The following is a 25,071-nucleotide window of genomic DNA, read 5'->3' as shown; positions in this document are numbered from 1 at the left end:
GAAATCGGTCGCGGTTCAACCCATCATTGGATGGGAGTCCCATACTTATGAAAGGTCGATCCAGACGCTTTTCAAGTCCGTGTATTTTTCCAGCGCATGCAGGCTCTTGTCGCGGCCAAAGCCGGACTGTTTGAAGCCGCCGAAAGGCGTGGTGATGTCGCCCGCATCGAAGCAGTTGATCCAGACCGATCCCGCCTTGATGGTGCGGGCGGCCTTCATGGCGGTGGAAATGTCGCGGGTCCAGATGGCCGACGCCAGACCATAGATCGTGTCATTGGCGATCTTGAAGGCTTCTTTCGTGGTCTTGAAGGTCAGGGTGGACAGGACGGGGCCAAAAATCTCCTCCCGCGCGATGGTCATGGAACTGTCCACGCCGTCGAACAGGGTGGGTTCGATGTAGTAGCCGCCGGTATCCTTGCGTACCGCCGATCCGCCCAGACGCAGGGCGGCCCCTTCGGCCTTGCCCTTTTCGATATAGGACAGCACGCGTTCATGCTGTTTGGCATCGACCATAGCGCCCATGGTCGTCGCGGGGTTCAGCGGATCGCCGGGTATCCAGCGTTTGGAATGGTGGATCACCTTTTCCAGGAACTCATCCTTGATGCTTTCATGCACCAGCAGGCGAGAGCCGGCGTTACAGACCTCCCCCTGATTGAAGAAGATACCACCGGCGGCATTGGCGGCGGCCTTATCCAGGTCGGCGGCGTCGGGCATGATGATATGCGGGGTCTTGCCGCCGCATTCCAGCGACACGCGCTTCAGGTTGCTTTCCCCTGAATAGCGCATGAAGTACTTGCCAACCTCGGTCGAGCCGGTGAAGGCCAGCATGTCCACATCCATATGGCGGCCAATGGCCTGACCCGCCGTTTCCCCGAAACCGGGCACGACATTCAGCACGCCATCCGGCAGCCCCGCCGCCACCGCCAGTTCGCCCAAGCGGATGGCCGTCAGGGGCGATTGTTCGGCAGGCTTCAGCACCACGGAATTGCCGGTGGCCAGTGCCGGCGCCACCTTCCACACCGCCATCATCAGGGGGAAATTCCAGGGCACCACCACGCCGATGACGCCCAGCGGTTCACGCAGGATCAGCGACATGGCGTCCGGCCCGCTGGGCCCGACCTGATCATACAGCTTGTCGATGGCTTCGGCGTAATATTGTACACAGCGGATCGACAGGGGGATGTCGATGGAGCGGCTGTCACGGATGGGCTTGCCCATGTCCAGCGTTTCCAGCAGCGCCAGCTCGTCCGCATGCTCCTCCATCAAGCGCGCCAGCTTCAGCAGCACGGCCTTGCGGGCACGCGGATGCTGATCCCGCCAAATACCGGATTCGAAGGTGCGGCGGGCGGCAGCCACGGCGCGGTTCACATCCTCCGCATCGCATTCGGCGACCTGGGTCAGCACCTTGCCGTCGCGCGGGCTGATTTTGGGGAAGCTCTTGTAACTGGCGGCGGGCACATACTCCCCGTCGATGAAGGCATTGTTGCGGAATTGCAGCCGGGCGGCGCGGTCCTGCCAGTTGGTGGCGGCGATGGCGTCCATTCGAAGGGCTCTCCCGTTAGAGGGTGGTCGCTGGTTGAAGCGATCACACAACGAAACCTGCGGCGGGCGTGCCCGCCTGTCGAGGGAGAGAGTGCCCGGTGGCACAGGCTGCGGCAACCCCCAACGGATGGGCAATTGTCACGGACACATCTTGGTAATTGCGTCAGCAATGCTGACATGTTCCGATCCTGATCCCGATATCATCCAGCCGGATGTCCAGCCGATGCGCCCCCTCCACATCGCCCTCGCCTTTCTGGTCGCCATCATCTGGGGGGCCAATTTCGTGGTGATCAAGCTGGCGCTGACCGGCTTTCCACCCATCCTGCTGACGGCCCTGCGCTTCACGCTGGCCTGTCTGCCGGTGCTGTTCATCCCGCGTCCGGCGGGGATCGGGTTCAAACAGCTGGCGCTGGTTTCCACGTTCCTGTTCACCGGTCATTACATTTTTCTGTTCATGGGCATGGACCGGGGGATGGCGCCAGGCCTGGCCTCCATCGTGCTGCAATGCCAAGCTTTCCTGACCATGCTGTTCGCGGCGGGCATGCTGGGTGAGCGGCCCAAGGGCCAGCAACTGGCCGGGGCCGGGGTGGCGGCGGCGGGGCTGGCGGTGACGGGCAGTACGGTCGGGCTGGATGTCACCTGGATCGGCTTCGTCCTGACGCTGCTGGCGGCGGCCAGTTGGGCCATGGGCAATGTGCTGATGCGGCGCCTGCCGCCGACGCCGACCTTGCCGTTGATGGTCTGGCTGTCGACCGTGCCGCCCCTGCCCGTCTTTGCCCTGTCGCTGATGGTGGAGGGGCCGGACCGGGTGTGGGCGGCATTGACGGGCTTCAGTTGGACCGCCGGCCTGTCGCTGCTTTACATCGTCTGCCTGTCCACCCTGGTGGCCTTCGGCATCTGGGGCATGCTGCTGCGGGAATATAAGGCCGGGGTGGTGGCGCCCTTCTCCCTGCTGGTGCCCGTGACCGGCACCGTGGCGGCCCATCTGGCCTTTGGGGAGACGTTCGGGCCGCTGCGCCTGCTGGGCATGGCGCTGCTTTTCGCCGGCATCGTGATCACCATCCTGCCGTTGCGAAAACGGCAGGCGGCGATGGTTTGATCAAGGTTCGACCAGGACCTTGGCCCGCATTTTGGGGTGAATTCGGCATTGGATGATGAATTCACCCGGTGCCGTGAAGGTCACCGGCGTCTCTGTGCCGGGGTCCTGCAAGCCGATGTCGAACACGCCATTCATGCTGGGTGAATAGACATTGTGGCCGAACGGGTCCTCGTTCCGGAACGTGACCTGATCCCCCACCTTGATCGTGACGGCCCGTGGCGCGAAGGAGATGTCGCGCTGGGCAATGACGAACGGATCCTCCGCCGCGCTGGAGCCGGCCAGCAGGCCCAACCCCATCACGGGTGCCAGGGTACACGCCCATTTACGCCACGCACGCGACATCGCCATCATTCCCCTCACATCCTCATCGTCTCGGTTATGGCCGTGAGACCTTATCGCTTGTCCAGGATGGCGATATCGATCACGTCGCTGCCATCGCCGATGCGGCCCATCTTCTTCATGCCACCCCGGGTGACATTAAGCTCATAGAGGGCACCCCCGGCCACCGCACGACCATGATATTCATCTTGGGCGTCGGTGAAGATATCGACTCCTTCAACGATGGTGCCCGCCGGCACGCCCAACGGGCCGATGGTACGCAGCACGCCGTCATTGGGCGGGTCCTGCGACACCCAGGCGCCGGCACCGCTATCGACATCGAACAGCTGCGTCTGCGTCGCCCCGGCGAAGGAGTTGATATAGGCCCCGGCATAGACGGCAGGCTTCTTGCCGGCGTTTACCTTGTTGTTGGCGTGATAGACCAGCGGCTTGTCCACGGCGGCGGCACCTGTCTCCACGTTGACGCGCAGGTTCTGCCCGTCCGACCCCATGACACGCAGGCGGTCCGCCTGTGGGTTGAAGTCCGCAACCACATGGTCGATGGCCGTCAGCGCGACCGACAGTTTCGGCCCCGCCGTGGCGGCACCGGTTTCCAGATCGATGGTGTAAAGGCTGTTGTCGCTGGCTATACCATAAAGCTTGCCATTGGCCGGACGGACATCGATGCCCAGCAGCTTGCCCTTCACGCCCGTCACGGGCAGCACCTTTACGGTGCCCGGCGATTTGTCAGAGAATAGCAGCAGTTCGTTGCGCTGGTTCAGCCCGGCAATATCAAGTGCCAGCGACGGCATGGCAGTGCCGGTCAGCGCCAGCCCAATGGCAATGGTTGCGACCTTGTTCTTCATCGACCCCTCCCAACCGCCGGCGGCGTTCTGCCACCTTCGCGATTGAACAAGGTAGGTGAATTGGGCCGCCTGTCATTAGTCCATTAGATCAGGCCGTCAGACCTTGATGTTGAAAATGGCGCAGATTTTCTGACGCAGCTGCAGAGGCGAGAATGGCTTTATGATATAGGCGTCCACCCGGTTGGCGCGGGCGGCCTGCACGAAATCCACTGTCTGGTTGCCGGTCAGCATCAGGAAAGGCATGTTCTCCCAGGTCTTGCGTACATGCTGGAGCAGTTCCAGGCCGGTCACATTGGGCATGTTCCAGTCGGAAATGATCAGATCAAAGCGAATTTCGCTTTCTTCCAGCGCCTCGATCGCCGCTTTCCCGTCCGCCACGATATGGATGTTCTGCACACCCAGTTGCAGCAGCACCTGACGTGCCAGCCGCTGGGCGAAGGCGTTATCCTCCACCAGCAGGACGTTCAGCTTCTCAAAGCCGGGGATGTGATCACGGTTATGCATGGGCGCGGTCTTTTCAGGGACTGACAAGCTGTGTGATCCGGCTGGCCAGATCGCGTGGGGAAAAGGGCTTTACCATATAGGCATCGACGGCATTGGCCTTGGCCAGCCTGACGAAGTCAACCGTGGCATGGGCGGTCAGCATCAGGAAGGGTGTATGCCGCCAGATGGCCCGCACATGCCGCAGCAGGTCCAGGCCCGTGCTTTCTGGCATGTTCCAGTCAGAGATGACGAGGTCGAATGGTACTCCGTCCGGCATGACGGCGCCAATGGCGCCCGCACCGTCGCGATGATGGTCTACATTACCAACACCAAGCTGACGCAATACGCCAACGATCAGCCGCGCCTCGAACGCATTATCCTCGGCCAGCAATACGCGCAGCCGGTTGCCGTCGCGAAGGCCCATCATGATGCGGCCTCCGCCATCGCGGCCTCGAATGTTTCGCGTTGTGCCCGCAACCAGGCCAACCCCTCATCCATATCCCGCCGCAGGGCGGGCAACAGCGACAGAAGCGCGTCGGCATCCCCCTGATGCCCCGCCGCCTCTACCGCGGCGGCTGTGCGGTAAACCTGGGCCATGCCAAGGCTGCCCGCAGCTGATTTCAGGGAATGCGCAACCTCCCCCACCTGATGGGCGACCGGTGCGCCATCGGCGGGGAACAGGTCGGGTTCCACCTCAGGCAGGATGGACAGGAATGTGTCGATCAGGTCGAGCGCCATGTCAGGCCCCATACTGTCGGCCATCTCCGTCAGCATTTCCGGCGCGAAAGGCTCTGTCCCGGTTAGCAGTGCGTTGGCCGTTCCACCGGCCTCTTCCATCTCCATATCCATGGAGGCGATGGCATCGGCCCCCTCCGCCGGGTTCTCTTTCAGAATGCCGTCGGGAAACAGGCGCTCGATTACCTTGAACAGATTGGCCGGATCAATGGGCTTGGACACATAGGCGTTCATGCCGGCATCCAGGCAACGCTGGATACCGTTGGTCCCAACGCTGGCTGTGGCCGCGACGATGGTTACCAGCGAGGCCGGACCCGGCAGGGCGCGGATGGCACGGGCGGCGCTCATCCCGTCCATACGGGGCATATGCACATCCATCAGGACCAAATCCAGCGCCGGATCGGCGTCACGCACGGCGGCCACGGCCTGTTCGCCATCCACGGCAAACACGACCATATGCCCATGTTCGGCCAGCGCACCGGCCAACACCTTGCGGTTGACGGCATTGTCATCGGCGACCAGCACGCGCAGCGGGCGAACGGCATGGCCGTCGAAATCACCTGCCGGATCGCCGGTGACGGCGCTGCCTTCCAGCAGCGGGATTTCGAACCAGAAGGTGCTACCCTGCCCTATCACGCTATCAACACCGATGGCGCCGCCCATGGCCTCCACCAGCTTCTTGCAGATGGCAAGCCCCAGGCCGGTGCCACCGAAACGGCGGGTGATGGAACTGTCGGCCTGCACGAAGCTGCCGAAAAGCTTGGCACGCGCGGCTTCGGAGATGCCGATGCCGGTATCCACCACCTCCACCCGCAGACGGGCGGGTTCGGCCAGGGCGCGGGCGCGCAGCGTGACGCCGCCCGACTCAGTGAACTTGATGGCATTGCCGACGAGGTTCAGCATGACTTGCCGCAGGCGGTTGGGATCGCCCTTCAGGTAAGACGGCAGGTGCCCGTCCACCTCCTCCCGCAGCCAGAGGTCCCTTTCCTCCGCCCGGTTGCGCATCAGCATGGTGGTGCCGGAGATCAGGGACACCAGCTCGAAATCCAGGATTTCGATATCGGCCTTCCCGGCCTCCAGCTTCGAGAAATCCAGAATATCGTTCAGGATGCGCAGCAATGACTGGCCCGATTGCAGGACGGTAGTGGCCAGTTTAGCCTGTTCCTCATTCAGTCCCGACCGCAGCAGCAGGCGGGTAAGCCCTAGCACCCCATTCATGGGGGTACGGATTTCATGGCTCATCATGGCCAGGAATTCGGATTTGGCGCGGGTAGCGGCCTCCGCCTTCTCCTGTGCCTCGCGCACGACCTCCATGGCACCCTTGAACACGCCCAGTGCGCCGGCGACGCTGCCGATCTCGTCCCGGCGGCTGGTATGGGGCACCGTGACATCCATGTCGCCGCCCGCCAGCTGGATCGTCGCGCGGGTCAGGCGGTTCAGCGGGGTCACGATATTGCGGATCAAGGCGATGGTGATACCCACCACCAGCGTGAACAGGGCCGCGATCAGGAATGTCGTGCGGTCAGCCGCATTCTTGATCGTCTCTTCCGCCGACAGACGGAATCGGTAGCCGTCCTCCGCCGCCATCTGGGTGACGATTTCAAGATTGCTGATGATCCCCCCGCCCAGTTCCTCCATGCCCTGCATGGCGGCGTGATGGTCGGGGGACGTGGCCGTCATGTCCGTCAATTGGCGGACCGCCTGCATCCAGGCCTGATTTTGTTCCCGGATGCGGGCGACGTATTTACGGATTTCGGGGTTCAAGCCGCGCTCTTCGGCCACCGCAAGGCTGGCCAGGAAATCCTCGCCATTGATTTCCAGGTCTTCGCGAAAGGTTTCAGGCAGACCGGTAGGCGATTTCAGGGCGCGGTCCACCATCAGGTCCAGAGTCACGAAATTGGTCTGCGCCAACCTTGCATAGTTAATGGCCTGCAGGGGTTGATCGTACATGCGGATGACAAGATCACCCGTGGATCGCACCACGAACACAGCCACAATGCCGATGGTGACAGCGGCCAGCACCGCCACCGCAAACGCCGCCGCCAGCTTGAAGCGGATGGTCCTGAACATGCGCGACGGCCCCGTGCCGAATTTAACTATCTTTCTATATGCGCGCTGGAGCCGGACACGGCAAGCTGGCACTGACTGCCCGCAAGGATACAGATGCGACAGGGCACCCACGCTCCCTGCCCGCCTTGACAGGGACGCCCACCCCTGGTGCCATGCCGCTGTTTCAACAGCACCAAGGGACCAGCCCCGGAATGACCACCAGCCCCGACCTGTTCCGTGAGATCGAGATATTCCGGCAGCAGCATCCGGCCGTCACGGCTGTGGATGTGCTGTTGCCCGATCTGTGCGGGGTATTCCGAGGCAAACGTGTGCCAATCGATGAATTGTCGAAGGTCTGGAAGGAGGGCGTGGCCTTTCCCGGCTGCACCTTCGCCGTCGATATCACGGGCGATACCGTGGAAGAGACGGGCATGTCGGTGGATAAGGGCGTGCCAGACCGCATCTGCCGGCCCGTCGCCGGTACCCTGACGCCGGTGCCCTGGGCCGCGAAGCCGCTGGGCCAGATCATGCTGTCGATGCGCGATGGCGACGGGTCCCCCTTCCCTTACGCGCCGCGTGCCCTGGTGGAAAATCTGGTGGCGGAACTGTCGCGCCGCCGTCTGACGCCTATGGTCGCCATCGAACTGGAATTCTATCTGTTCGACCGCGACCGTACCGCCGACGCCCCGCCCTCCCCGCCCGTGTCCAAGCGCAGCGGCCTGCCCCAGAACCGGACGCAGGTCTATGGCCTGACAGAGCTGGAGGATTTCGAAGAGGTGCTGGACGAGATCACGGCGGCGGTGCAGGCCCAGGGCATTCCCGCCGGTACCGCCATCGCCGAATATGGGCCGGGGCAGTATGAGATTACCCTGTCCCACCGCCCCGACGCCCTGCGCGCCGCCGATGATGCCGTCCTGTTCAAACGGGCCGTACGCGGTGTCGCCCACAAGCACGGCTATGAGGCGAGCTTCATGGCCAAACCCTACACGGATCAGGCCAGCAGCGGCATGCACATCCATATGAGCGTGCTGGACAAGGATGGCCACAACATCTTTGCCGATGACGCCCCGGAGGGGTCCGAGGCGCTGCGCCACGCCATCGGCGGTATGGCAGAGACCATGCCCGCCTGCATGGCGCTGGCGGCCCCCGGCGCCAACAGCTGGCGCCGGTTCCAGACGGGCTCCTATGCCCCGACCGTCATTGCATGGGGCGTCAATAACCGTACGGCCCCGCTGCGCATCCCTGCGGGCGGGCCGGACAGCCGACGGGTCGAGTACCGTATCGCCGGCGCCGATGCGAACCCCTATCTGGTGCTGGCCGGCATGCTGACCGGTCTTCTGCACGGGCTGGATGGCAAGATTGATCCCGGCCCGGCGCTGGAGGGTAATGCCTATGAGGCGGATGCCCCCCGCCTGCCCGATGAATGGGGCAAGGCGCTGGACCTGTTCCAAGGATCGACGGTGCTGCGCCGCTGGCTGGGTGACGCGTTCGTGGATACCTACGCCATCACCAAACGGGCCGAACGCGCCAAGTTCAACCAGCGTGTCACGCCGCTGGAATGGGAATGGTATCTGCGGGGGTGAGGCGGACGGGGGGAGATCATACCAGCAGCATGAGATGTAGACTCATGCTGCTGGAGGCCGGCGACCGCCGGCCCGCGACCCCATGGTCGCGCAACCCAAGCCGCCGGATGGCGCCGCCCGGTGCCTGAGGGAACGAGTATTAAGCCGCCGCCGTCAGGTCGCTCAGCTTCGTCAGCAGGTAATCGACATCGTCGCTGGCCAGTTCCTCGAACTGGGTCAGGATGCGTTCCAGCATGCGGCGGCGATGGCGTTCCAGATCATGGTCCAGACCATCGAAATCCGTCTCGCTGGCCACGTCCAGCGCGATGCGCAGGGCGGGATACAGCTTCGGCGGCATGCCGGTGCGGTCGAACAGGGACTTCAGCCCCAGACGGCCCGCATCATGGATCAGCAGGCGGGCATTGGTGATCGGCACCTGCCCCAACTGCGACAGCGCCATCTCAAAAAACGGCACATCGCCCATGCACAGCGCCCGCAGCAGCAGCGACGGGGTCAGGCGATGGCTGCGGCGCAACTGCACCACCAGCTTTTCCAGATCCGCATCACCGGCGCCGCCGACAAGGCCATAGGTCGCCTTCTCACGGGTCTGGATCACGATATCGGCAGCGATATCGTTGGGCAGTTCATGCTTGGCGACCAGCCGTTCGCGCAGCTGTTCCGACACCAGTGCAACCAAACGCTCCGCCACCGTGACCGGCAGCTTGGCACGGTTGACCATCGGACCGGCAACAACCTCGCTGTCCGGGAACCGGTCCAACGCCTTGACCATTGCGCTGTCGGCAATGGCGGCTGTGTCGTTCGCCATCAGGGTGGCCACCGCCTTCTCGCTGCCGCGTTCCACCAGGGCATCGGCAACGGACTCGGTGACATTGGGCCGCTTGGCGACGGCAGTCTGCTTTTCCGAGGAGCCGGAACGGATGATCTCAACCAGATCATCGTCGGTCAGGACCGTCGACACCTCGATAAAGGGCAGCGACACCTCCTCCACATCGCGGGCCATGGACATGGCGATATCGCGCGGGATGGTGGCGTTGGATTTCAGGCTTTCGGCCAGGGCGGACCGCACACGCGTGGCGACGTCGCGCGCCATGATGCGCACGATATCCTCCGCCAGCACCCGCTCGGACGCGGAAAGGTTTGGCGCGGCGAAATGCTGCGCGACCTTGCCGGCCATTTCAGCGCGGGTCGTGGGAGAAGGATCGGTCAGCAGCCGCTGAACATCCTGCGTGGTCAACATGTCGGACATGGGTTGAACAAACCCTCCCTGGAACGACCATGCGACTGAGCCACCGGCCAACGGCCGACAGGGTCGCATCGCACCTGTTTCTTTAACATTTAGTGCAGGGCGCTGCCAATTGCGAACGCCAAAATCAAGAACAGACCGAAACAATCCACTCGTGCCACGCAAGGCGGCATAACTCCACCATCCGGAAGGATAGGTCTTGCCTTGGGTCCTTGCCCCAATCGCCTTGCCCGGCACTCCCCTGTATGCCGCCCTTCAACGAATCGTTGGGATCAGGGCTTGGCGGGCCCGCTGGCGGCAAAAGCCTTCTCGGCCGCCGGGTGCAGCGGCGCGGTCCGGCCCCGGTCCCCCATGCCATCGGCTGGTACCGTGCTGAAAACCGGATGCTGATCCACCAGATCGGGCCGTTCCTCCAGAAGGACACGCACGATCTCTGCAATTACCGCATCGGGCACGTCGGCACGGGTAACCAGCGTGGCGGCCACGCCGATGGTCGCCACATCCTCCTGCACCCCGGGATAGAGATTGGCCGGAATGCTGGTGCGGGTCAGGTCCTTGCGGCCGGCCAGCAGCTTGTCGATGCCAGGACCGGCAATGGGCAGCGCTACGGCACCGCAGGTGGATGTTGCCTGCTGAACAGCGGCATTGGGATGGCCAACAGCAAAGAAGGCGGCATCCAACTGCCCCGCACAAAGGGCGGCCAGTGCCGCGTCAGGTGCTTGCCCGGCATCGTCGCTGATGCGCAGACCGGCGGCATCCACCACCTGCTGCGACAGATTGCGCAGGGCGGAGCCGCGCGGCCCCAGGTTCACGCGCTTGCCTGTCAGTTTCGACACGTCATCGATTTCCGCGTCGGGCCGGACAAGCAGGGTCACCGTTTCGGCATGCAGGCTGGCAACGGCGCGCAATTCCTTGAACGGGCCAGCACTGGAAAACCGTCCATCACCCCGCACGGCGGCGGCCTGCCAGTCCGACTGGACCACGGCCAGATCAACCTCGCCCGCACGCAATGCCGTCAGGTTCTGAACCGGACCTTCGGTGGCCTCCACCAGGCAACGCAGGCCATGGCGGGCCTTCTCCTGATTGACCTGCCGACAGATCGCGCCGGCGACGGGATAATAGAGGCCCGTGACAACTCCGCTGGCAATAACCAGCGGCTTTGTGGCCGGTGCCGGCGCCTGGGCCAGGGCGGAACCGGTAAACGCCAGGGTGATGGCCAGCAGTGAGGCACAACGTAACAACGGATTAATCCCGGATCAACGGTAAGCGGCAGGCTCTGCGGCCCAGGCCAGCGGATAGACATCGACATTGGCCATGCCCTGCTGCAGCGTCCATTCGACGATACGCCGCAGGACGGCACCCGTCGCCTGATCAAAAGCCTTAATGATGTCATCCAGGGCCGGGCTGGCGGCGCGGACGGTGGATTCGAACGTATCGCCCGCCACGATGTTCCGGCGTGGCATCCGCACCAGCTTGGCATTGATCCGCACCGTCGCCTCCGGCGCGGTATCATGCGGGTCATGGCCCTTGTAGTTGGCGTGGAAGTCGCGCAGGTCCGTCTTCAGGATGAAGTCAGCGCGCAGCCCCGACCGCTCAACGCCCACCGCCACGATGCGGCGGCTGTTCTCAAAGCTCTCCACCAGCAGGGTCTGCATCATGTCCGGCCCGGTATCGGCCCAACTGGCCCCGGAATAATAGGTCATGCGATTGGAGGTCTCGCCCAGCACGATGCGCGGCGTATCGACGGCGGCGTTGGCCAGCGGCGTTTCCACCAGAAGCTGCCACGGGGCCCGTGCCAGACCAGCCGTGAATTCCCGTGCCGGGGTGAGCACATAGACCTTCTGCACCTTGCCACCCGTCAGCAGGGAGGCCGGCGAACAGGCGGCCAGCGGCATCAGGGAGGCCAAGGCCAGCAGGCGGCGGCGGTTCAGGGGCTTGTCGGTCATTCCGCTTTCACTCCGCTGTTGCCGCCGAACAGAAGGTCGGTCGGATCGCGCTCCAGCCGGCGGGAAACGCGGCTGAGATTGTTGGTCAGGTCCTGCAGATGGATCAGCAGCTGCGAGAGATCATAAAGGCCGGTGGCCGTGAAATCACGGATCGGTTCCCGATTTTCCTCAATCATGCCGGCCAGCGAGGCTGACAGCTTGTTGATTTCCTTGCTGGTCTTGGCCAGTTCCGCCGTGATGACGGTGGTGTCGCGCCCGACCTTGCCGACAGTATCGTTGGCGGTGATCATCAGCACTTCTGCCTGCTTGCTGAGCGTGTCGGCCTGCCGGCGCAGATCGACAATCAGCAGGTTGGCGTTACGCATCGTGTCATTGGCATTGCCCGACGCCTGCGCCAGGTTGGCCAGCAAGGTACCGATGGATTTCTGGTTATCGTCGTTCAGCAATAGGGTCAGCCGGTTGGAGATCTTCATCAGATTCTCCAGAACCTCCGGCGCCTTGGACAGCACGGCGGCGATAGAACTGGGGCGCGATGGGATGACGGGGATGCCGCTGACCTTCTCCCGCAGCAGGGGGGCATCCCTGCTGCCGCCCTGGATTTCCACATAGACGCCGCCCGTCACGCCCACCGGTTCCAGCGACGCGATGGCATCGGTCTTGATGGGCGTGTCCTCCGGCACCTCGATGGTCAGGCGCACTTCCTCGACATTGTCGGGATTGATGCGGATATCGCTGACAGTGCCGACATTGACGCCGCGATAACGCACAGGCCCACCTTCCACAAGCCCCGTCACGGTGCCGGTGACCATGATGTAATAGGGCTGGATCGCCTTGTCGAACTGCACCTTGGCCAGCCAGATGACGAAGACGAACACCGCCGCCGCCAGCGCCAGGACGAAGGCACCGACAGCCGTATAATTGGCCCGTGTTTCCATGCCCTAACTCCCTTTCGCCGCACTGGCCGCCCGACCGCGAGGCCCATGAAAATAGTCGCGTATCCAGGGATGTTCCTGGCGCAACAGTTCGTCAATCGTACCGATCACCAGCTTCTTGTCCACCAGGACAGCGATGCGGTCACAAATGGCATAGAGGCTGTCCAGATCATGGGTCACCATGAAAACGGTCAGGCCCAGGCTTTTTTGCAAGGACCCGATCAAATCGTCAAAGGCTGCCGCCCCGATCGGGTCCAGGCCCGCCGTCGGTTCATCCAGGAACAGGATTTCCGGGTCCATGGCCAGCGCACGGGCCAGACCCGCCCGCTTGCGCATGCCGCCCGACAGCTGTGACGGGTATTTTGGCCCGGCATCGGGCGGCAGGCCCACCATGGCCACCTTCACCCGCGCGATCTCCTCGATCAGGTCGGGGGGCAGCCTGGTATGTTCCTTCAGGGGAACCTTGATATTCTCCAGAACGGTCAGCGAGCTGAACAGCGCGCCATCCTGGAACAGCATGCCCCAACGGGCCTGCAAAGATAGTCGTTCGGACTCCGACATATTTTCCGTATCTTTGCCCAACACTTCGATCTTGCCGGCGGACGGGACCATCAGGCCCACAATCTCCCGCAGCAGCACGGATTTGCCCGTGCCGGAACCGCCGACAAGGCCGATCACTTCCCCCTTGCTGACATCCAGATCGACGCCATCATGCACGACCTGCTGGCCGAAGCGCGTCTTGAGACCCCGGACACGGATGACGGGCGCCGCCATGTCAGATCCCGATATAGGAGAAGAGGATGGAGAAGATGGCGTCCAGAACGATCACCAGGAAGATCGATACGACAACGGAACGGGTGGTCAGAAGACCGACGCTTTCCGCCGATCCGCTGACCCGAAGCCCTTCGTAGCAGCCGACCAGGGCAATGACCACCGCGAAGACCGGTGCCTTGATCAGGCCCACGAACAAGGTGGTCGTGCTGACCGCGATCTGCAACTGCCGGGCAAACTGCCCGAAATTGATATCGAGATAGACATAGGCCATGACGGCGCCACCGGCCAGCGCCACCATATTGGCGAAGAATCCGATCAGCGGCAGAGCGATCAGCAGTGCCAACATGCGTGGCAGCACCAGCATCTCCACCGGGTCCAGGCCCAGGGTGCGCATGGCATCCACCTCTTGGTTCACCTTCATGGTCCCGATCTGGGCCGTGAAGGCGGAACCGGAACGGCCCGCCACGATGATGGAGGTCATCAGAATACCGATCTCCCGCAGGACACCGATGCCCAGCAGGTTCACGACATAGATTTCGGCACCGAAACGACGCAGCTGATCCGCCCCCTGATAGGCCAGAACGATACCGATCAGGAAGGAGAGCAGGCCCACAATGGGCAGCGCGTTCAGCCCCACCTGCTCCAGGTGGAAAAACAGGGGCTTCAGTCGGATGCGGTTTGGCGTACGCAGCAGCCGGGCAGCCGTAACAGTGACCAGACCCAGGAAGTTCAACATCGACAGGATATCCTGCCAGATGCCGATCGTTGCGCGTCCGACACGGTCGGCCAGCGGAAAGGCGGGCCGCTTTTCAGCGGGTGCGGGGTTCTTCGGTTCTGCTCCTGCCGCCGCCCGCTGCACATCCTTCAACAAGGCGCAAAGGTCGGATCGGGCGCCAACAACCGCCACGACGTGGCCCTGCCCCCGCAACCGCTTGATCAGGCGGTCCAACAGCAAGGCGCCGGCAGTATCCAGGGCCGTCAGGTCAGAGAGGTCGAGACAGACGGGCGCGCCCTTGCGTCCCGGCATGCGGTCGCGCAGCATCGGGCCCAGCCGTTCGGCGGACGCAATGTCCCAGCGGCCGGATGCTGCCAGCACGAACTGATTCTCTTCCCAATTGGCGCTTAAGGTTCCGGTCTGCACGTTCCTGGCCCATGGTGCGCCGCATCGAACGACGACGCACCCCGCCAATTGACATTACCGGACAGGGTGGGTCAACAGCCCGTGAACGATGTGTCACCAATGGCTGTATCGCGTGACCTATTCCCCCCCGCCCGGATGCCAGCGGCGCAGCAACAGATGCTGTACCCAGGTCAGCAGGGCGAAGATCAGGATTCCCAAGAGGGAGAGCAGGACCAGGGCCGCGAACAGGCGCGGCATGTTCAGGCGGTTTCCCGCCTCGATCACCCTCCAGGCCAGCCCCGTCGCCGTACCCGACCCGGCCACAAACTCCGCCACCACAGCCCCGATCAGGGCCAGACCGCCGGAAATCTTGGCCCCAGCCAGGATGTAGGGCAGTGCCGATGGGAGTTGCAGACGCCACAGCACCTGCCAGCGACTGGCCCCGTACAACCGGAACAGGTCACGCAAGTTTGGATCGACAGCGGCCAGCCCCGCCGTGCTGTTCGACAGGACGGGGAAGAAGGCCACAATCCAGGCGAGGATCAGCAGCGACAGGTTCACCCGCTCATACCCGACCCAGATGACGACCAGCGGTGCGATGGCCACGATGGGTGTGACCTGAAGGATCACCGCATAGGGGTAGAGGGCGGCTTCCAGCGCGCGCGACTGTTTGAACAGCACCGCCAGCGCTACCCCGCTGGTCAGGGCCAGCAGGAAGGCCTGAATTGTTATGATCAGGGTGATCCAGCTGGATTGCAGCAGCAGCGGCGCATCATTCCACAGGGCCTTTGCAACGGCGCTGGGTGGCGGCAGGACGAAGGGTGGGATGTCCCAGGCGCTGACCGCAGCCTCCCAGCCCAGGAGAAACAGCAGCCCCACCAGCGGCGGCAAAAGGCGCCGTGCCCAGATACCGTTCATGCCGCCACCACCATGGCTGCATGCAGCCGGTCAGACACATCGCGGCAGATGGCGCCATAGTCGGTGCCCGTCCGTACCGACAGACCGCGTGGAAAGGGCAGCGGCACAGGCACCTCTGCCACCACCCGCCCTGGCCGGGGGCCGATGATGGCGATACGGCCCGACAGATAGACGCTTTCAAACACGGAATGCGTTACGAACAGTGCAGTGAAGCGCTGCGCGTCCCAAAGGGACAGCAGATCATCGTTCAGCTTTAGCCGCGTGATCTCATCCAGGGCGGCGAATGGTTCATCCAGCAGCAGCAGACGCGGGTTGGTGACCAGGGCGCGGGCCAGCGAGGCCCGCATCTTCATACCGCCTGACAGTTCAGCGGGGAAGGCCTTCAGGAAATCGCCCAGGCCGACGCGGGCCAGACCGTCGGCAGCCCGGTCATTCCCCTCATGCTTCGGTACGCCGGCCAGGTCCAGCGGCAGGCGCACATTGTCGATGATGCGTGCCCAGGGCATCAAGGTCGGTTCCTGAAACACAAAGCCGATATCCCCCCGCGCCACCGGTCGCAGCCAGTTCAGCCGCCCGCCCGTGGGTTCCATCAGCCCGGCAACCAGCCGCAGGATCGTGCTCTTGCCGCATCCGCTGGGTCCCAGCAGCGACACAAACTCCCCCTCCGCCACCGAAAGGTCGACGCCGTCCAGGGCGCAGGTGCCATTGGGGTAAGTCAGCGACAGGCCGGAAAGCCGGAACAGATCACCCGTCACGCGATGTTTCCGATCTTTTGCCAGGGGCGATCCATCAGCCTGTTCCTCTTTCACTGCCGGGCTGATATTAGCCCGGCATGTCATTTTGTCGAGGCGTCGGGCGTAGCCATGATCCCATCTCCCCATTTCCAGATACTGGTGCGCGAGGTGGCAGTGACGCTGCCGGTGGCGGGGCGTGCGGGTGATCTGGACTGCCGCATCAATCTGCGCCTGGGCACAAGCGTTACGGGGCCGTTCACCGGCGACCCTGACGATATCTCCATGACCGTCGATTATTCACAGATCGTGCGGCATATCCTGGGTCCGTTCCGCAATGATGGTCCGTTTGTCGATGCCGAAGGGGTTGCCCGCACGCTGGGGCGTTTCATCTTCGCTTTCGATGGCCGCATCGTGACGCAAAAGATCAGTGTGGCCAGTCCCGCCGATCTTGGCTTTGCCTGCCAAATTGATCTGGAGCGCCCCTGATGACCCCGCCGCATGCCGTTCTGATCACCGGTGGCGCGCGCTGTCTGGGGGCCGCCATGGCATTGGCCTGCGCCGGTGCCGGTATGGATGTGGCGATCCATTACTGTACCGACGGGCCGGACGTCGCGGCGACGGTGGATGCCATCCGGGCCAGCGGTGTACGCGCCGCCGCCATCGCCGCCGATCTGGCCGATCCGGCACAGGTGTCGGGCGTGGTGGCCGATGCGGCAAAGGCATTGGGGCGGCCCCTGACCGCCCTGGTCAACAGCGCCTCAATCTTTGAATGGGATGACATCACGACCCTGACGGCGGAACGGATGCTGGCCCATTACCTGCCCAACACCGTGGCCCCGGCTCTGCTGGCACAGTCGCTGCTGGCACAGTTGCCCGGTGGGGTGACGGGCGCCATCGTCAATATCCTGGACCAGGATATGGCCAACCAGCATGGCGACCGGATGAGCTACACGCTCTCTCAATATGCGCTTGTAGGGCTGGGAGAGATGCTGGCACGGGTCGGCGCGCCGCGTCTGCGCGTGAATGCCATCGCTCCCGGTTTCTTGCCGGCTGTTTGCGGAGAGGTGCAGATAGGGCGGGAGTGGCGTCAGGCACGTAGCCAGCCGGGAGCCGACCCTGTTGCCAAGGCCTGCGTCCATCTGCTGGAAAGCCCGGTGATCACGGGGCAGACGATCCATCTCGATGTTGGCCTGCGCTTTGCCGGTTAAGGCCGGGATATCAGTTTCTATTGAAAGCTGCCGATCCCGACTTGCCTGCCCCCCCCGCCCTCTGCCTATACTCAACATATCCGAAACAATGTGGAGGGCTGCGGGCGTAGCACCATTTCCCAGCCCCGAAGGCCGGACAAGCGTTCGGCTGCGACGGGTGCATCTGGGCCGCCAACCCGTGGCGTCATCATGAGTACATTGGAAGAATTCATCCGTTCGCGGCGGATCACCGAAGTTGAATGTCTGGTGCCGGACATGGCCGGCATCGCCCGTGGCAAGATCGTGCCTGCCGAGAAGTTCCTGCGCATTCTGCGGGACCGGGGCCTACGCCTGCCCGAATCCATTTTCATCCAGACCGTTACGGGCGAATACCCGGAAGACGAGGATGTGACGAGCGTGGAGAACTGGGACGTCTATATGACGCCCGATCCGGCCACCGTCCGCGTCGTGCCCTGGTACAATGAACCCACCGCCCAGGTCATCTGCGACTGTTTCTATGCCGACGGATCGACCGTCGATATCTCCCCCCGCTCCGTGTTGAAGCGCATACTGGCCCTGTATGATGCGCGCGGGTGGAAGCCCATTGTGGCGCCAGAGCTGGAATTCTTCCTGGTTGCGGTCAACAAGGACCCGGATTACCCGCTGGTCCCCCCCGTCGGTCGTTCAGGCCGGCAGGAAAGCGGACGTCAGGCCTATGGCATCGACGCCGTCAACGAATTCGATCCGATCTTTGAGGATGTCTACGATTTCTGCGAGAAGCAGGAAATCGACGTGGACACGATGAGCCACGAGGCCGGTGCCGCCCAGATCGAAATCAACTTCAACCATGGCGACGCGCTGGAACTGGCCGATCAGGTTTTCCTGTTCAAGCGCACCGTGCGTGAGGCGGCGATCCGGCATCAGGTCTATGCGACCTTCATGGCCAAGCCCATGCAGAACGAGCCGGGCAGCGCCATGCATGTCCACCAGTCACTGGTTGATGCCAAGACGGGTGTGAACCTGTTCGCCAATGCGGACGGGTCCGACACGCCGCTGTTCATGAGCTTTATCGCCGGTTTGCAGAAGTACCTGCCCTATGCGATGCCGCTTCTGGCGCCGAATGTGAACTCCTACCGCCGTCTGGTGCAGGGGTCGGACGCGCCGATCAATGTGCATTGGGGACGCGACAACCGTACCACCGGCTTCCGCGTGCCGGTCAGCCCGCCTGAGGCGCGGCGTGTGGAAAACCGTGTGGCCGGCGCCGATGCCAATCCGTATCTGGCGCTCGCCGCGTCACTGGCCTGCGGCTATATCGGCATGGTGCAGGAGTTGGAACCGTCCGATCCGGTCAAGGGTTCGGCCCACCGGCTGGCCTTCTCCCTGCCCCGCCACCAGGGCGATGCCCTGAACAAGTTCAACAGCTGCAAGCCGTTGAAGGAAGTTCTGGGAGATCGGTTCGTATCCGCCGTCAGCTCTGTGAAGCAGGCCGAGTATGACGCTTATCAGCGCGTGATCAGCAGCTGGGAGCGTGAGAACCTGTTGCTGAACGTGTAAGCGTAAAAGCAAAAAACGCCGCATGTGGGAGCACCCCGCATGCGGCGTTTTGTTTGATCGCCTGCTGCCAGACGGCAGCCCGGCAACTGCTTACTTCTTCTTTTTCTTGTCGTCCTTCTTCTTGCGCGACGGCTTGGACAGGTTGCCCAGCAGCTGCTCGAAGAAGTTCAGATCGTGGCCGACAGTCGGGGTGACGCGGGCGATGGGTTCGACATAGGCCGCCTCGGCGGCGCCATCCAGTTCCTTGATTTCCTGCACCGTCCCACCTTCATCGAAGCGGACGCGGATGATGCGCTGGGCCGTGACCTCCGGGTCCAGGAAGGCGGTCTGTTCGGTGCGGCGACCGATATAGTACCAGGTGGAGCCGTCCACGACACCGGTGGAGGTCGGCGTGCCCAGCACGTACTGGACCTGTTCGCGCGTCGTCTGACCGGTTTGGATCTGGGCCAGACGGGTATCTTCCACCAGATTGCCGCGCTGGGCGATGATGGGGCTGCAGCCGGTGAGAGCAAGGCCCAGAAGGCCGAAGGTCAACAGGGCGGTAGCTTGGGTCTTGCGCATCAACGTGACGTCTCTCGAACCTTGGATGTGACCAACGGCGTGGTGCCGGACAATGCACGGGGCAAATGCCCCGCCACCAGCGGCGATTTGTCATTCTTACCTGGTGAGAACCCTTTCAGGCACGCACCATGGCTTGACGACGGGGCCGCCGCCCCCTATCTGGCCGGTGACATTGGCACCGGCCTTGGCGCAATGTCAATGTCCGCAGCCTGCCAGCCATGGGAGAAGGCACGTCTTGTTCAGCCGCCTGTTCCAACGCCCCCAGCGTGAACGCACCATTGCCGCCCTCTATGGCGCCATTGTGGCCCAATCGCGCCTGCCCGTATTTTTCAGCGAGCGCGGTGTGCCCGACACGCTGGAGGGACGGTTCGAATCCGTATGCTTGCATGCCTGGCTGGTCATGCGCCGGCTGGCCATGGGCGGCAAGGCGACGGCAGAGTTCAATCAGGGCCTGTTCGATTTCATGTTCGCCGACCTGGATTTCAATCTGCGCGAACTGGGCGCGGGCGACATGAAGGTGGGCGACAAGGTCAAGGATCTGGCCAGCCATTACTATGGTCGTGTCGGCGCCTATGATGACGGTATTGCGGCCAATGCCGATCCGTCGGTGCTGGAATCGGCGCTGGACCGCAATCTGTATGGCTCCACCCTGCCCGACCCGGCGCATGTGAAGGTGATGGCCGACTATACGCGCCGACAGCTGGCGCATCTGGAGACCTTCCCCATCGACAGGCTGCTGGCCGGCGAGGTGGAGTTTGCTGCCGTATGACGCAACGGGACTGGCTCCGCCTGTTCATGCCTGTAATCCGTGGTCGCATCAGCGGTCGGGTTAACGAGGATGTGACGGCGGATGAACTGGCCTATGCGTTGGGCGACCTGCTGAAGCGGGATCGGCGGCTTCCGGTCCAGGCCGGAAACAAAGTTGAATGCGATGACATATCAACCGCGCTTTTGAATAATTGGCGACTCTATGCGCTCTGTGGGCATGTGGCGTTCGCGGTTGATGTGAAACCGGGCGGTCGGGCGGACATTGATTATGTTCTGAATTTCTGGCGGACATGGGCGTTTTTCATGATCTTCGGCCAACTGCTTCTCGCTGGTCTTATCGCTGCTGCGGTCATGGGCCATTGGCTGGGTGCCCTGCAGATACTCGTAGGCTTCCCGGTGCTACTGTGGACAATGATGGTGCCACCCACCCTGATCCGCCAACGGTTGGCGATCTGGCGTCTGCTGCGCTGGTTCCGCTGAAGCGGTTGCCATCGCCAGTCTGCTGTCTCTATCTATATAGCAAATATTATTCTGGAGTTGCCTGCTATGACCGCCTCCCTGCCCGAACTGTCCCGCATCATTATCGCCGACAAGGTGACGACGGCTGGCGGGTTTGAGGTCGTGACGGCCAGCGAGGCTGAGTGCGCTGCGCTTGCCGAACGATTCGATCTGGTCTCGCTGTCCGGCCTTAAGGCCAAGATGCGCCTGCGCCGCGTGCGGTCGGAGTTTGTGAAGGTGACGGGCGAGATTGAGGCCGATGTGGTTCAGCGCTGCGTCGTGACCCTGGAGCCCGTTCCTGCGCACGTTAAGGAGGAATTCTCCGCCCTTTTTGCCCCCGAGCATCTGATCCCCAAGGAGGAAGAGGAGGATGAGAGCGATCATTTCCAGTATCTGGGCAGTGATGAGGACTTCCCCGAAGCGATGCCGGGTGGCCGGATCGATATTGGCGAGTTGGTAGCACAGAACCTGTCGCTGGCACTGGAGCCCTATCCACGCAAGGAAGGGGTCGAATTCACCCCGATTCTGGAGGATGTGGGTCCCGATACTCTGTCCTTGACCGAGGACACACCCCCGGAACCGCCCCGCCAGAACCCTTTTGCGGCCCTGTCCCGCTTAAAGAAGCCCTCTTGATCCGGTTTCGTACTTGCCCTCGCACACCATATCCAGTATTCAAGCGCCTCTGTCCGGGCGGCCCTAGCGGTCGCCTTAAAACATTGTGAGTTACGATCATGGCCGTTCCTAAGAAGAAGACCTCCAAGTCGAAGCGCAACATGCGCCGTTCGCACGATGGTTTGACCGCCGCCGCATACAACGAATGCGGCAATTGCGGTGAGCTGAAGCGCCCGCACCATGTCTGCGGCTCCTGCGGCCACTATGACAGCCGCGAAGTGACCGCGACCGCCCCGGCTGCTGCCTGATAGCCGGACCGGTCCAGGTTTTCGCGGGTTATAGGGACGTCGAACGGAAGTGACAACGCGCCTGCGCATCGCCTTGGACGCCATGGGTGGCGACCATGCTCCTGACATGGTCGTCGCCGGCGCCGACCTTGCTCGTGAGCGTTGCCCTAACGTCGATTTCCTCTTCGTCGGTGACGAAGCGCGCATCAACGTCCTGCTAGAGCGCCATCCGGCCTTGAAGTCCATTTCCACAGTCAAGCATACGCCTGACTTCGTGGCTATGGACGCCAAGCCGTCGGTGGCGCTTCGTGCTGGGCGCAATTCCAGCATGCGGTTGGCCATTGATGCCGTCGCTGCCGGTGATGCCGCGTGCGTGGTCTCCGCTGGGAATACCGGCGCGCTGATGGCTATTGCCAAATTCGTGCTGAAGACCCTGCCGGGCATCGACCGACCGGCTATCGCCTCTATCCTGCCCACACAGCGGGGGGAGTTGGTGATGCTGGATCTGGGGGCGAACCTGGAATGCGATGCCGACAATCTGGTGCAGTTCGCCGTGATGGGCACGGTGTTCAGCCGGACCGTTCTGGGCCTGCTGAACCCGACCATCGGCCTGCTGAATGTCGGGTCGGAAGAACAAAAAGGGCATGAGCAGATTCGTGAGGCCGCAGCAGCCCTGCGCGCCACGCCGCTCGCCCCTTACTTCCACGGCTTCATTGAAGGCAACGACTTGGCGTTGGGCACTGTCGATGTCGTGGTGACCGACGGCTTCACGGGCAATGTCGCCCTGAAGACGGCGGAAGGCACGGCAAAGCTTTATGCCGAATTCCTGAAGCGGACCTTCAAATCATCTCTCCTGGCGAAGCTGGGTTATGTCCTAGCGTCGGGTGCGTTCAACAAGCTGCGTCAGCGCATGGACCCGCGCCGCTATAATGGTGCGATGTTCCTGGGGCTGCGCGGCATCTGCGTGAAAAGCCATGGCGGCACAGACGCCGTTGGATTCTCCAACGCCATCGCCGTGGCCGCCAATATGGCCAATCACGGTTTCAACGAGAAGATCCGCGACCAATTGGCGGTGCTGCAGGCAGCATTGAATGCTGCGGCAGCTGCCGACCCGGCCAAGGACGTGGGCGCAACGGGCAGCGAAACGGCGGTGCAGTAATGGCCATCCGGTCTGTGATCCTGGGCTGTGGGTCTTACCTGCCCGCAAAGGTGATGACGAATGCCGAGATGGCGCAGGTCGTCGACACCTCTGACGAATGGATTACGGAACGGACGGGCATCAAGTCGCGCCATATCGCGGCGGAAGGCGAACTGACTTCCGACCTTGCCTATAACGCCGCACTTGCCGCCATGGCCCATGCCGGCGTGACGGCGGATGAGTTGGATCTGATTGTTCTGGCCACGGCCACGCCCGACAACACCTTCCCCGCCACCGCGGTGAAAGTGCAGGCGCGTCTGGGCATGACGCGCGGCGCGGCGTTCGATGTGCAGGCCGTATGCTCCGGCTTCATCTATGCACTGTCGGTGGCCGACAATTTCATCAAGGCCGGTCAGGCCAGGACGGTTCTGGTCATCGGTGCCGAAACCTTCTCCCGCATCCTGGATTGGAACGACCGCACCACCTGCGTGCTGTTCGGTGACGGGGCGGGTGCCGTGGTGCTGCGTTCCACCGACGGGGCCGGCACGGCAGAGGATCAGGGCATCCTGTCCACGCATCTGCATTCCGATGGCAACCACCATGACCTGCTTTATGTCGATGGTGGCCCGTCCAGCACGCAGACTGTGGGCCATGTCCGCATGCGCGGGCAGGAAGTGTTCAAGCATGCGGTCGTGAACCTGGCCGATGTCGTCAAGGAAGCGATGGCCGCCAATGGACTGACGGCGGATGCCATCGACTGGCTGGTCCCGCATCAGGCCAACCGCCGCATCATCGAGGGCACGGGCCGCAAGCTGAAACTGCCGGCAGAGCGTGTGGTGATTACGGTCGATCATCATGGCAATACATCCGCCGCCAGCATTCCGCTGGCCCTGGCGGAGGCAGTGGCCGATGGTCGCATCAAGCGCGGCGACCTCATGCTGCTGGAAGCCATGGGTGGCGGTTTCACCTGGGGTGGAGCATTGGTGCGCTTCTGATCCTCCCTGCCCCGCATTTCTGCGGTGTGGGATCAGCATTTCCCGCCAACCATCTGAATTGACGGATTTCTCCGGTCCAAGTACCGTCATTCCCTGATAACCGGGGAGGACGAACATGACCGAAACTGTCACCCGCGCGCAGTTGAGCGAGGCCGTCTATCAGGAAGTTGGGCTGTCCAGGAACGAATCCGCCGATCTGGTGGAAAGCGTCCTGAACGAGATTTCCGACGCATTGGCCAATGGCGACATGGTCAAGATTTCTTCCTTCGGCAGCTTTGCTGTCCGGTCCAAGGGGCAGCGCATTGGCCGCAACCCGAAGACGGGGGAGGAAGTGCCGATTCTGCCGCGTCGGGTCCTGGTCTTCCGCGCGTCCCACGTCCTGAAAAGCCGCATTAATGAGCGGTTCGAAGACGGCGCGAAAGGCTGATCCTGTCGATGATCGAGGAAACCAGCGAAGGTGCGCGATCCAAGTCCGTGGCGTCGAAATCCGCCTCGGCCTTCCGCACCATCAGCGAGGTTTCCGTCGATCTTGAAGTCCCGCAGCATGTCCTGCGGTTCTGGGAAACCAAGTTTCCCCAGATCAAGCCGCTGAAGCGTGGTGGTGGCCGGCGCTATTATCGTCCCGACGATGTGGAACTGCTGCGGCGTATCCAGTCGCTGCTGTATCAGGACGGCTACACGATCAAGGGCGTGCAGAAACTTCTGCGCGAGTCGCGGGGTCTTGCCGGACTTCCCCCGCCCGGAACCCGCATGCCAAGCCTTTTCGACGATGACGAGGCGGGTGACGACAATTCGGCCGAAGAGCTGGCCCTGCTTGCGACGCAAGGGGATGAGGAGGATGAGCCCCCTCCCCTGGAAAAGAAGGCCGCCCCCAAGCGGCAGACAAAACAGTCCTTATCGCCGGAAGTTCGTGAGATTCTGTCGGAAATCCTGATGGATCTAACAGCGTTGCGCCGCTTGTTGGACTGAACCCCGTCAATCCAATTGGTGATGCGGTTGCTTGGGCCCTATGCGTGGCCCAACCATGCCTGAATGCGCGCCATCCCCACACTTTTGCCAAAAGTTTCCTCGATTATACCAAGAGCCTTGGGTTCTGACTCTCTGGTGGGTTTGGCTTTTCCTGTTGCCG

General features: G+C 62.8%; 28 protein-coding genes. 13 read left to right on the top strand and 15 right to left on the bottom strand.

Annotation, left to right across the window (positions count from 1 at the left end; genetic code table 11):
* Positions 1 to 45 precede the first annotated feature (45 nt).
* A complete protein-coding gene (locus tag ACODSP_RS15150) occupies positions 46 to 1,542 on the bottom strand; it encodes an aldehyde dehydrogenase (RefSeq protein ID WP_488966401.1) in 1,497 nt (498 codons plus the stop codon).
* 223 nt (positions 1,543 to 1,765) lie between these two features.
* On the opposite strand from ACODSP_RS15150, the gene ACODSP_RS15145 reads away from it, so the two are divergent.
* Complete coding sequence (locus ACODSP_RS15145) at positions 1,766 to 2,641, top strand: EamA family transporter (protein WP_488966400.1); 876 nt, start codon at positions 1,766 to 1,768, stop codon at positions 2,639 to 2,641.
* On the opposite strand, the gene ACODSP_RS15140 is transcribed toward ACODSP_RS15145, so the two are convergent.
* The 5 genes from ACODSP_RS15140 to ACODSP_RS15120 form a co-directional block, all read right to left on the bottom strand.
* Positions 2,642 to 2,983, bottom strand: a complete 342-nt coding sequence (locus tag ACODSP_RS15140) for a plastocyanin/azurin family copper-binding protein (protein WP_488966399.1) — start codon at positions 2,981 to 2,983, stop codon at positions 2,642 to 2,644.
* Positions 2,984 to 3,033: 50 nt separating this feature from the next.
* Entirely contained in the window at positions 3,034 to 3,825 is a 792-nt protein-coding gene (locus ACODSP_RS15135) for a DUF4394 domain-containing protein (RefSeq protein ID WP_488966398.1), read from the bottom strand.
* A 96-nt stretch (positions 3,826 to 3,921) separates the two neighbouring features.
* Positions 3,922 to 4,329, bottom strand: coding sequence for a response regulator (locus tag ACODSP_RS15130; protein WP_054166542.1), 408 nt, complete (start codon positions 4,327 to 4,329; stop codon positions 3,922 to 3,924).
* 13 nt (positions 4,330 to 4,342) lie between these two features.
* Positions 4,343 to 4,735 carry a response regulator gene (locus ACODSP_RS15125; protein WP_488966397.1) on the bottom strand — a complete coding sequence of 131 codons (393 nt, stop codon included), beginning with the start codon at positions 4,733 to 4,735 and terminating at the stop codon, positions 4,343 to 4,345.
* Complete coding sequence (locus tag ACODSP_RS15120; protein WP_488966396.1) at positions 4,732 to 7,113, bottom strand: ATP-binding protein; 2,382 nt, start codon at positions 7,111 to 7,113, stop codon at positions 4,732 to 4,734. The genes ACODSP_RS15125 and ACODSP_RS15120 overlap by 4 nt, the downstream gene beginning before the upstream one ends.
* A 191-nt stretch (positions 7,114 to 7,304) precedes the next feature.
* Between ACODSP_RS15120 and ACODSP_RS15115 the strand changes: the two genes are divergently transcribed.
* A complete protein-coding gene (locus ACODSP_RS15115) occupies positions 7,305 to 8,675 on the top strand; it encodes a glutamine synthetase family protein (protein WP_488966395.1) in 1,371 nt (456 codons plus the stop codon).
* 139 nt (positions 8,676 to 8,814) lie between these two features.
* Here the strand turns inward: ACODSP_RS15115 and spbR are convergent, their stop codons facing one another.
* The 8 genes from spbR to ACODSP_RS15075 all read right to left on the bottom strand — a co-directional run bounded on the left by spbR (position 8,815) and on the right by ACODSP_RS15075 (position 16,363).
* The gene (gene spbR, locus ACODSP_RS15110; protein WP_488966394.1) at positions 8,815 to 9,921 is read right to left on the bottom strand and encodes a SpbR family protein; all 1,107 of its coding nucleotides are present in this window, start codon (positions 9,919 to 9,921) and stop codon (positions 8,815 to 8,817) included.
* A gap of 269 nt (positions 9,922 to 10,190) precedes the next feature.
* Positions 10,191 to 11,159 carry a TAXI family TRAP transporter solute-binding subunit gene (locus ACODSP_RS15105; RefSeq protein ID WP_488966393.1) on the bottom strand — a complete coding sequence of 323 codons (969 nt, stop codon included), beginning with the start codon at positions 11,157 to 11,159 and terminating at the stop codon, positions 10,191 to 10,193.
* A gap of 15 nt (positions 11,160 to 11,174) precedes the next feature.
* Positions 11,175 to 11,864 (bottom strand): ABC-type transport auxiliary lipoprotein family protein, encoded by a 690-nt coding sequence (locus ACODSP_RS15100; RefSeq protein WP_488966392.1) that lies wholly within the window; start codon positions 11,862 to 11,864, stop codon positions 11,175 to 11,177.
* Positions 11,861 to 12,799 (bottom strand): MlaD family protein, encoded by a 939-nt coding sequence (locus tag ACODSP_RS15095; RefSeq protein ID WP_488966391.1) that lies wholly within the window; start codon positions 12,797 to 12,799, stop codon positions 11,861 to 11,863. The genes ACODSP_RS15100 and ACODSP_RS15095 overlap by 4 nt, the downstream gene beginning before the upstream one ends.
* A 3-nt stretch (positions 12,800 to 12,802) precedes the next feature.
* Complete coding sequence (locus ACODSP_RS15090; protein WP_488966390.1) at positions 12,803 to 13,570, bottom strand: ABC transporter ATP-binding protein; 768 nt, start codon at positions 13,568 to 13,570, stop codon at positions 12,803 to 12,805.
* Position 13,571: 1 nt separating this feature from the next.
* Positions 13,572 to 14,711: an ABC transporter permease gene (locus tag ACODSP_RS15085; RefSeq protein WP_488966389.1), complete on the bottom strand. Its 1,140-nt coding sequence runs from the start codon at positions 14,709 to 14,711 to the stop codon at positions 13,572 to 13,574.
* A gap of 117 nt (positions 14,712 to 14,828) precedes the next feature.
* Positions 14,829 to 15,608: an ABC transporter permease gene (locus tag ACODSP_RS15080; RefSeq protein WP_488966388.1), complete on the bottom strand. Its 780-nt coding sequence runs from the start codon at positions 15,606 to 15,608 to the stop codon at positions 14,829 to 14,831.
* Entirely contained in the window at positions 15,605 to 16,363 is a 759-nt protein-coding gene (locus ACODSP_RS15075) for an ABC transporter ATP-binding protein (protein ID WP_488966387.1), read from the bottom strand. Before ACODSP_RS15075 ends, ACODSP_RS15080 begins: the two co-directional genes overlap by 4 nt.
* A 108-nt stretch (positions 16,364 to 16,471) precedes the next feature.
* Between ACODSP_RS15075 and ACODSP_RS15070 the strand changes: the two genes are divergently transcribed.
* The 3 genes from ACODSP_RS15070 to ACODSP_RS15060 all read left to right on the top strand — a co-directional run bounded on the left by ACODSP_RS15070 (position 16,472) and on the right by ACODSP_RS15060 (position 19,083).
* A complete protein-coding gene (locus tag ACODSP_RS15070) occupies positions 16,472 to 16,828 on the top strand; it encodes a hypothetical protein (protein WP_488966386.1) in 357 nt (118 codons plus the stop codon).
* Positions 16,828 to 17,550, top strand: coding sequence for an SDR family NAD(P)-dependent oxidoreductase (locus ACODSP_RS15065; protein WP_488966385.1), 723 nt, complete (start codon positions 16,828 to 16,830; stop codon positions 17,548 to 17,550). Before ACODSP_RS15070 ends, ACODSP_RS15065 begins: the two co-directional genes overlap by 1 nt.
* A gap of 189 nt (positions 17,551 to 17,739) precedes the next feature.
* Positions 17,740 to 19,083, top strand: coding sequence for a glutamine synthetase family protein (locus ACODSP_RS15060; protein WP_488966384.1), 1,344 nt, complete (start codon positions 17,740 to 17,742; stop codon positions 19,081 to 19,083).
* Between the two features lie 90 nt (positions 19,084 to 19,173).
* On the opposite strand, the gene ACODSP_RS15055 is transcribed toward ACODSP_RS15060, so the two are convergent.
* Positions 19,174 to 19,644 (bottom strand): outer membrane protein assembly factor BamE, encoded by a 471-nt coding sequence (locus ACODSP_RS15055; RefSeq protein ID WP_488966383.1) that lies wholly within the window; start codon positions 19,642 to 19,644, stop codon positions 19,174 to 19,176.
* A 235-nt stretch (positions 19,645 to 19,879) separates the two neighbouring features.
* Between ACODSP_RS15055 and ACODSP_RS15050 the strand changes: the two genes are divergently transcribed.
* From ACODSP_RS15050 to ACODSP_RS15015, 8 genes are all read left to right on the top strand, one after another.
* Positions 19,880 to 20,413: a ubiquinol-cytochrome C chaperone family protein gene (locus ACODSP_RS15050; protein WP_488966382.1), complete on the top strand. Its 534-nt coding sequence runs from the start codon at positions 19,880 to 19,882 to the stop codon at positions 20,411 to 20,413.
* Positions 20,414 to 20,484: 71 nt separating this feature from the next.
* The gene (locus ACODSP_RS15045; protein ID WP_488966381.1) at positions 20,485 to 20,892 is read left to right on the top strand and encodes a hypothetical protein; all 408 of its coding nucleotides are present in this window, start codon (positions 20,485 to 20,487) and stop codon (positions 20,890 to 20,892) included.
* Positions 20,893 to 20,958: 66 nt separating this feature from the next.
* The gene (locus ACODSP_RS15040) at positions 20,959 to 21,543 is read left to right on the top strand and encodes a YceD family protein (protein ID WP_488966380.1); all 585 of its coding nucleotides are present in this window, start codon (positions 20,959 to 20,961) and stop codon (positions 21,541 to 21,543) included.
* A 98-nt stretch (positions 21,544 to 21,641) separates the two neighbouring features.
* Positions 21,642 to 21,830, top strand: coding sequence for a 50S ribosomal protein L32 (gene rpmF / locus ACODSP_RS15035; protein ID WP_054166525.1), 189 nt, complete (start codon positions 21,642 to 21,644; stop codon positions 21,828 to 21,830).
* A gap of 49 nt (positions 21,831 to 21,879) precedes the next feature.
* Complete coding sequence (gene plsX, locus ACODSP_RS15030; RefSeq protein ID WP_488966379.1) at positions 21,880 to 22,968, top strand: phosphate acyltransferase PlsX; 1,089 nt, start codon at positions 21,880 to 21,882, stop codon at positions 22,966 to 22,968.
* On the top strand, positions 22,968 to 23,942 hold the full coding sequence (locus ACODSP_RS15025) for a beta-ketoacyl-ACP synthase III (protein ID WP_488966378.1): 975 nt from the start codon (positions 22,968 to 22,970) through the stop codon (positions 23,940 to 23,942). The genes plsX and ACODSP_RS15025 overlap by 1 nt, the downstream gene beginning before the upstream one ends.
* Positions 23,943 to 24,057: 115 nt before the next feature.
* Positions 24,058 to 24,369, top strand: a complete 312-nt coding sequence (locus tag ACODSP_RS15020) for an integration host factor subunit alpha (protein WP_054166522.1) — start codon at positions 24,058 to 24,060, stop codon at positions 24,367 to 24,369.
* An 8-nt stretch (positions 24,370 to 24,377) separates the two neighbouring features.
* Positions 24,378 to 24,911, top strand: coding sequence for a MerR family transcriptional regulator (locus tag ACODSP_RS15015; protein ID WP_488966377.1), 534 nt, complete (start codon positions 24,378 to 24,380; stop codon positions 24,909 to 24,911).
* The last annotated feature ends 160 nt before the right edge of the window (positions 24,912 to 25,071 follow it).

The organism is Niveispirillum sp. FG156 (assembly GCF_057809555.1).
Note: the sequence above shows the minus strand (reverse complement) of the source record. Positions and strands in the feature narration are given on the sequence as shown.

Bases quoted from the DNA above. Each gene is read 5' to 3' on its own strand.
- ACODSP_RS15145 (WP_488966400.1), top strand. From the start codon at position 1,766: ATGCGCCCCCTCCACATCGCCCTCGCCTTTCTGGTCGCCATCATCTGG.
- ACODSP_RS15095 (WP_488966391.1), bottom strand. From the start codon at position 12,799: ATGGAAACACGGGCCAATTATACGGCTGTCGGTGCCTTCGTCCTGGCG.
- ACODSP_RS15060 (WP_488966384.1), top strand. From the start codon at position 17,740: ATGAGTACATTGGAAGAATTCATCCGTTCGCGGCGGATCACCGAAGTT.
- rpmF (WP_054166525.1), top strand. From the start codon at position 21,642: ATGGCCGTTCCTAAGAAGAAGACCTCCAAGTCGAAGCGCAACATGCGC.
- ACODSP_RS15020 (WP_054166522.1), top strand. From the start codon at position 24,058: ATGACCGAAACTGTCACCCGCGCGCAGTTGAGCGAGGCCGTCTATCAG.
- ACODSP_RS15120 (WP_488966396.1), bottom strand. From the start codon at position 7,113: ATGTTCAGGACCATCCGCTTCAAGCTGGCGGCGGCGTTTGCGGTGGCG.
- ACODSP_RS15025 (WP_488966378.1), top strand. From the start codon at position 22,968: ATGGCCATCCGGTCTGTGATCCTGGGCTGTGGGTCTTACCTGCCCGCA.
- ACODSP_RS15040 (WP_488966380.1), top strand. From the start codon at position 20,959: ATGACCGCCTCCCTGCCCGAACTGTCCCGCATCATTATCGCCGACAAG.
- ACODSP_RS15130 (WP_054166542.1), bottom strand. From the start codon at position 4,329: ATGCATAACCGTGATCACATCCCCGGCTTTGAGAAGCTGAACGTCCTG.
- ACODSP_RS15140 (WP_488966399.1), bottom strand. From the start codon at position 2,983: ATGTCGCGTGCGTGGCGTAAATGGGCGTGTACCCTGGCACCCGTGATG.
- ACODSP_RS15015 (WP_488966377.1), top strand. From the start codon at position 24,378: ATGATCGAGGAAACCAGCGAAGGTGCGCGATCCAAGTCCGTGGCGTCG.
- spbR (WP_488966394.1), bottom strand. From the start codon at position 9,921: ATGTCCGACATGTTGACCACGCAGGATGTTCAGCGGCTGCTGACCGAT.
- ACODSP_RS15115 (WP_488966395.1), top strand. From the start codon at position 7,305: ATGACCACCAGCCCCGACCTGTTCCGTGAGATCGAGATATTCCGGCAG.
- ACODSP_RS15100 (WP_488966392.1), bottom strand. From the start codon at position 11,864: ATGACCGACAAGCCCCTGAACCGCCGCCGCCTGCTGGCCTTGGCCTCC.
- ACODSP_RS15150 (WP_488966401.1), bottom strand. From the start codon at position 1,542: ATGGACGCCATCGCCGCCACCAACTGGCAGGACCGCGCCGCCCGGCTG.
- ACODSP_RS15065 (WP_488966385.1), top strand. From the start codon at position 16,828: ATGACCCCGCCGCATGCCGTTCTGATCACCGGTGGCGCGCGCTGTCTG.
- ACODSP_RS15055 (WP_488966383.1), bottom strand. From the start codon at position 19,644: ATGCGCAAGACCCAAGCTACCGCCCTGTTGACCTTCGGCCTTCTGGGC.
- ACODSP_RS15125 (WP_488966397.1), bottom strand. From the start codon at position 4,735: ATGATGGGCCTTCGCGACGGCAACCGGCTGCGCGTATTGCTGGCCGAG.
- ACODSP_RS15080 (WP_488966388.1), bottom strand. From the start codon at position 15,608: ATGAACGGTATCTGGGCACGGCGCCTTTTGCCGCCGCTGGTGGGGCTG.
- ACODSP_RS15090 (WP_488966390.1), bottom strand. From the start codon at position 13,570: ATGGCGGCGCCCGTCATCCGTGTCCGGGGTCTCAAGACGCGCTTCGGC.
- ACODSP_RS15070 (WP_488966386.1), top strand. From the start codon at position 16,472: ATGATCCCATCTCCCCATTTCCAGATACTGGTGCGCGAGGTGGCAGTG.
- ACODSP_RS15135 (WP_488966398.1), bottom strand. From the start codon at position 3,825: ATGAAGAACAAGGTCGCAACCATTGCCATTGGGCTGGCGCTGACCGGC.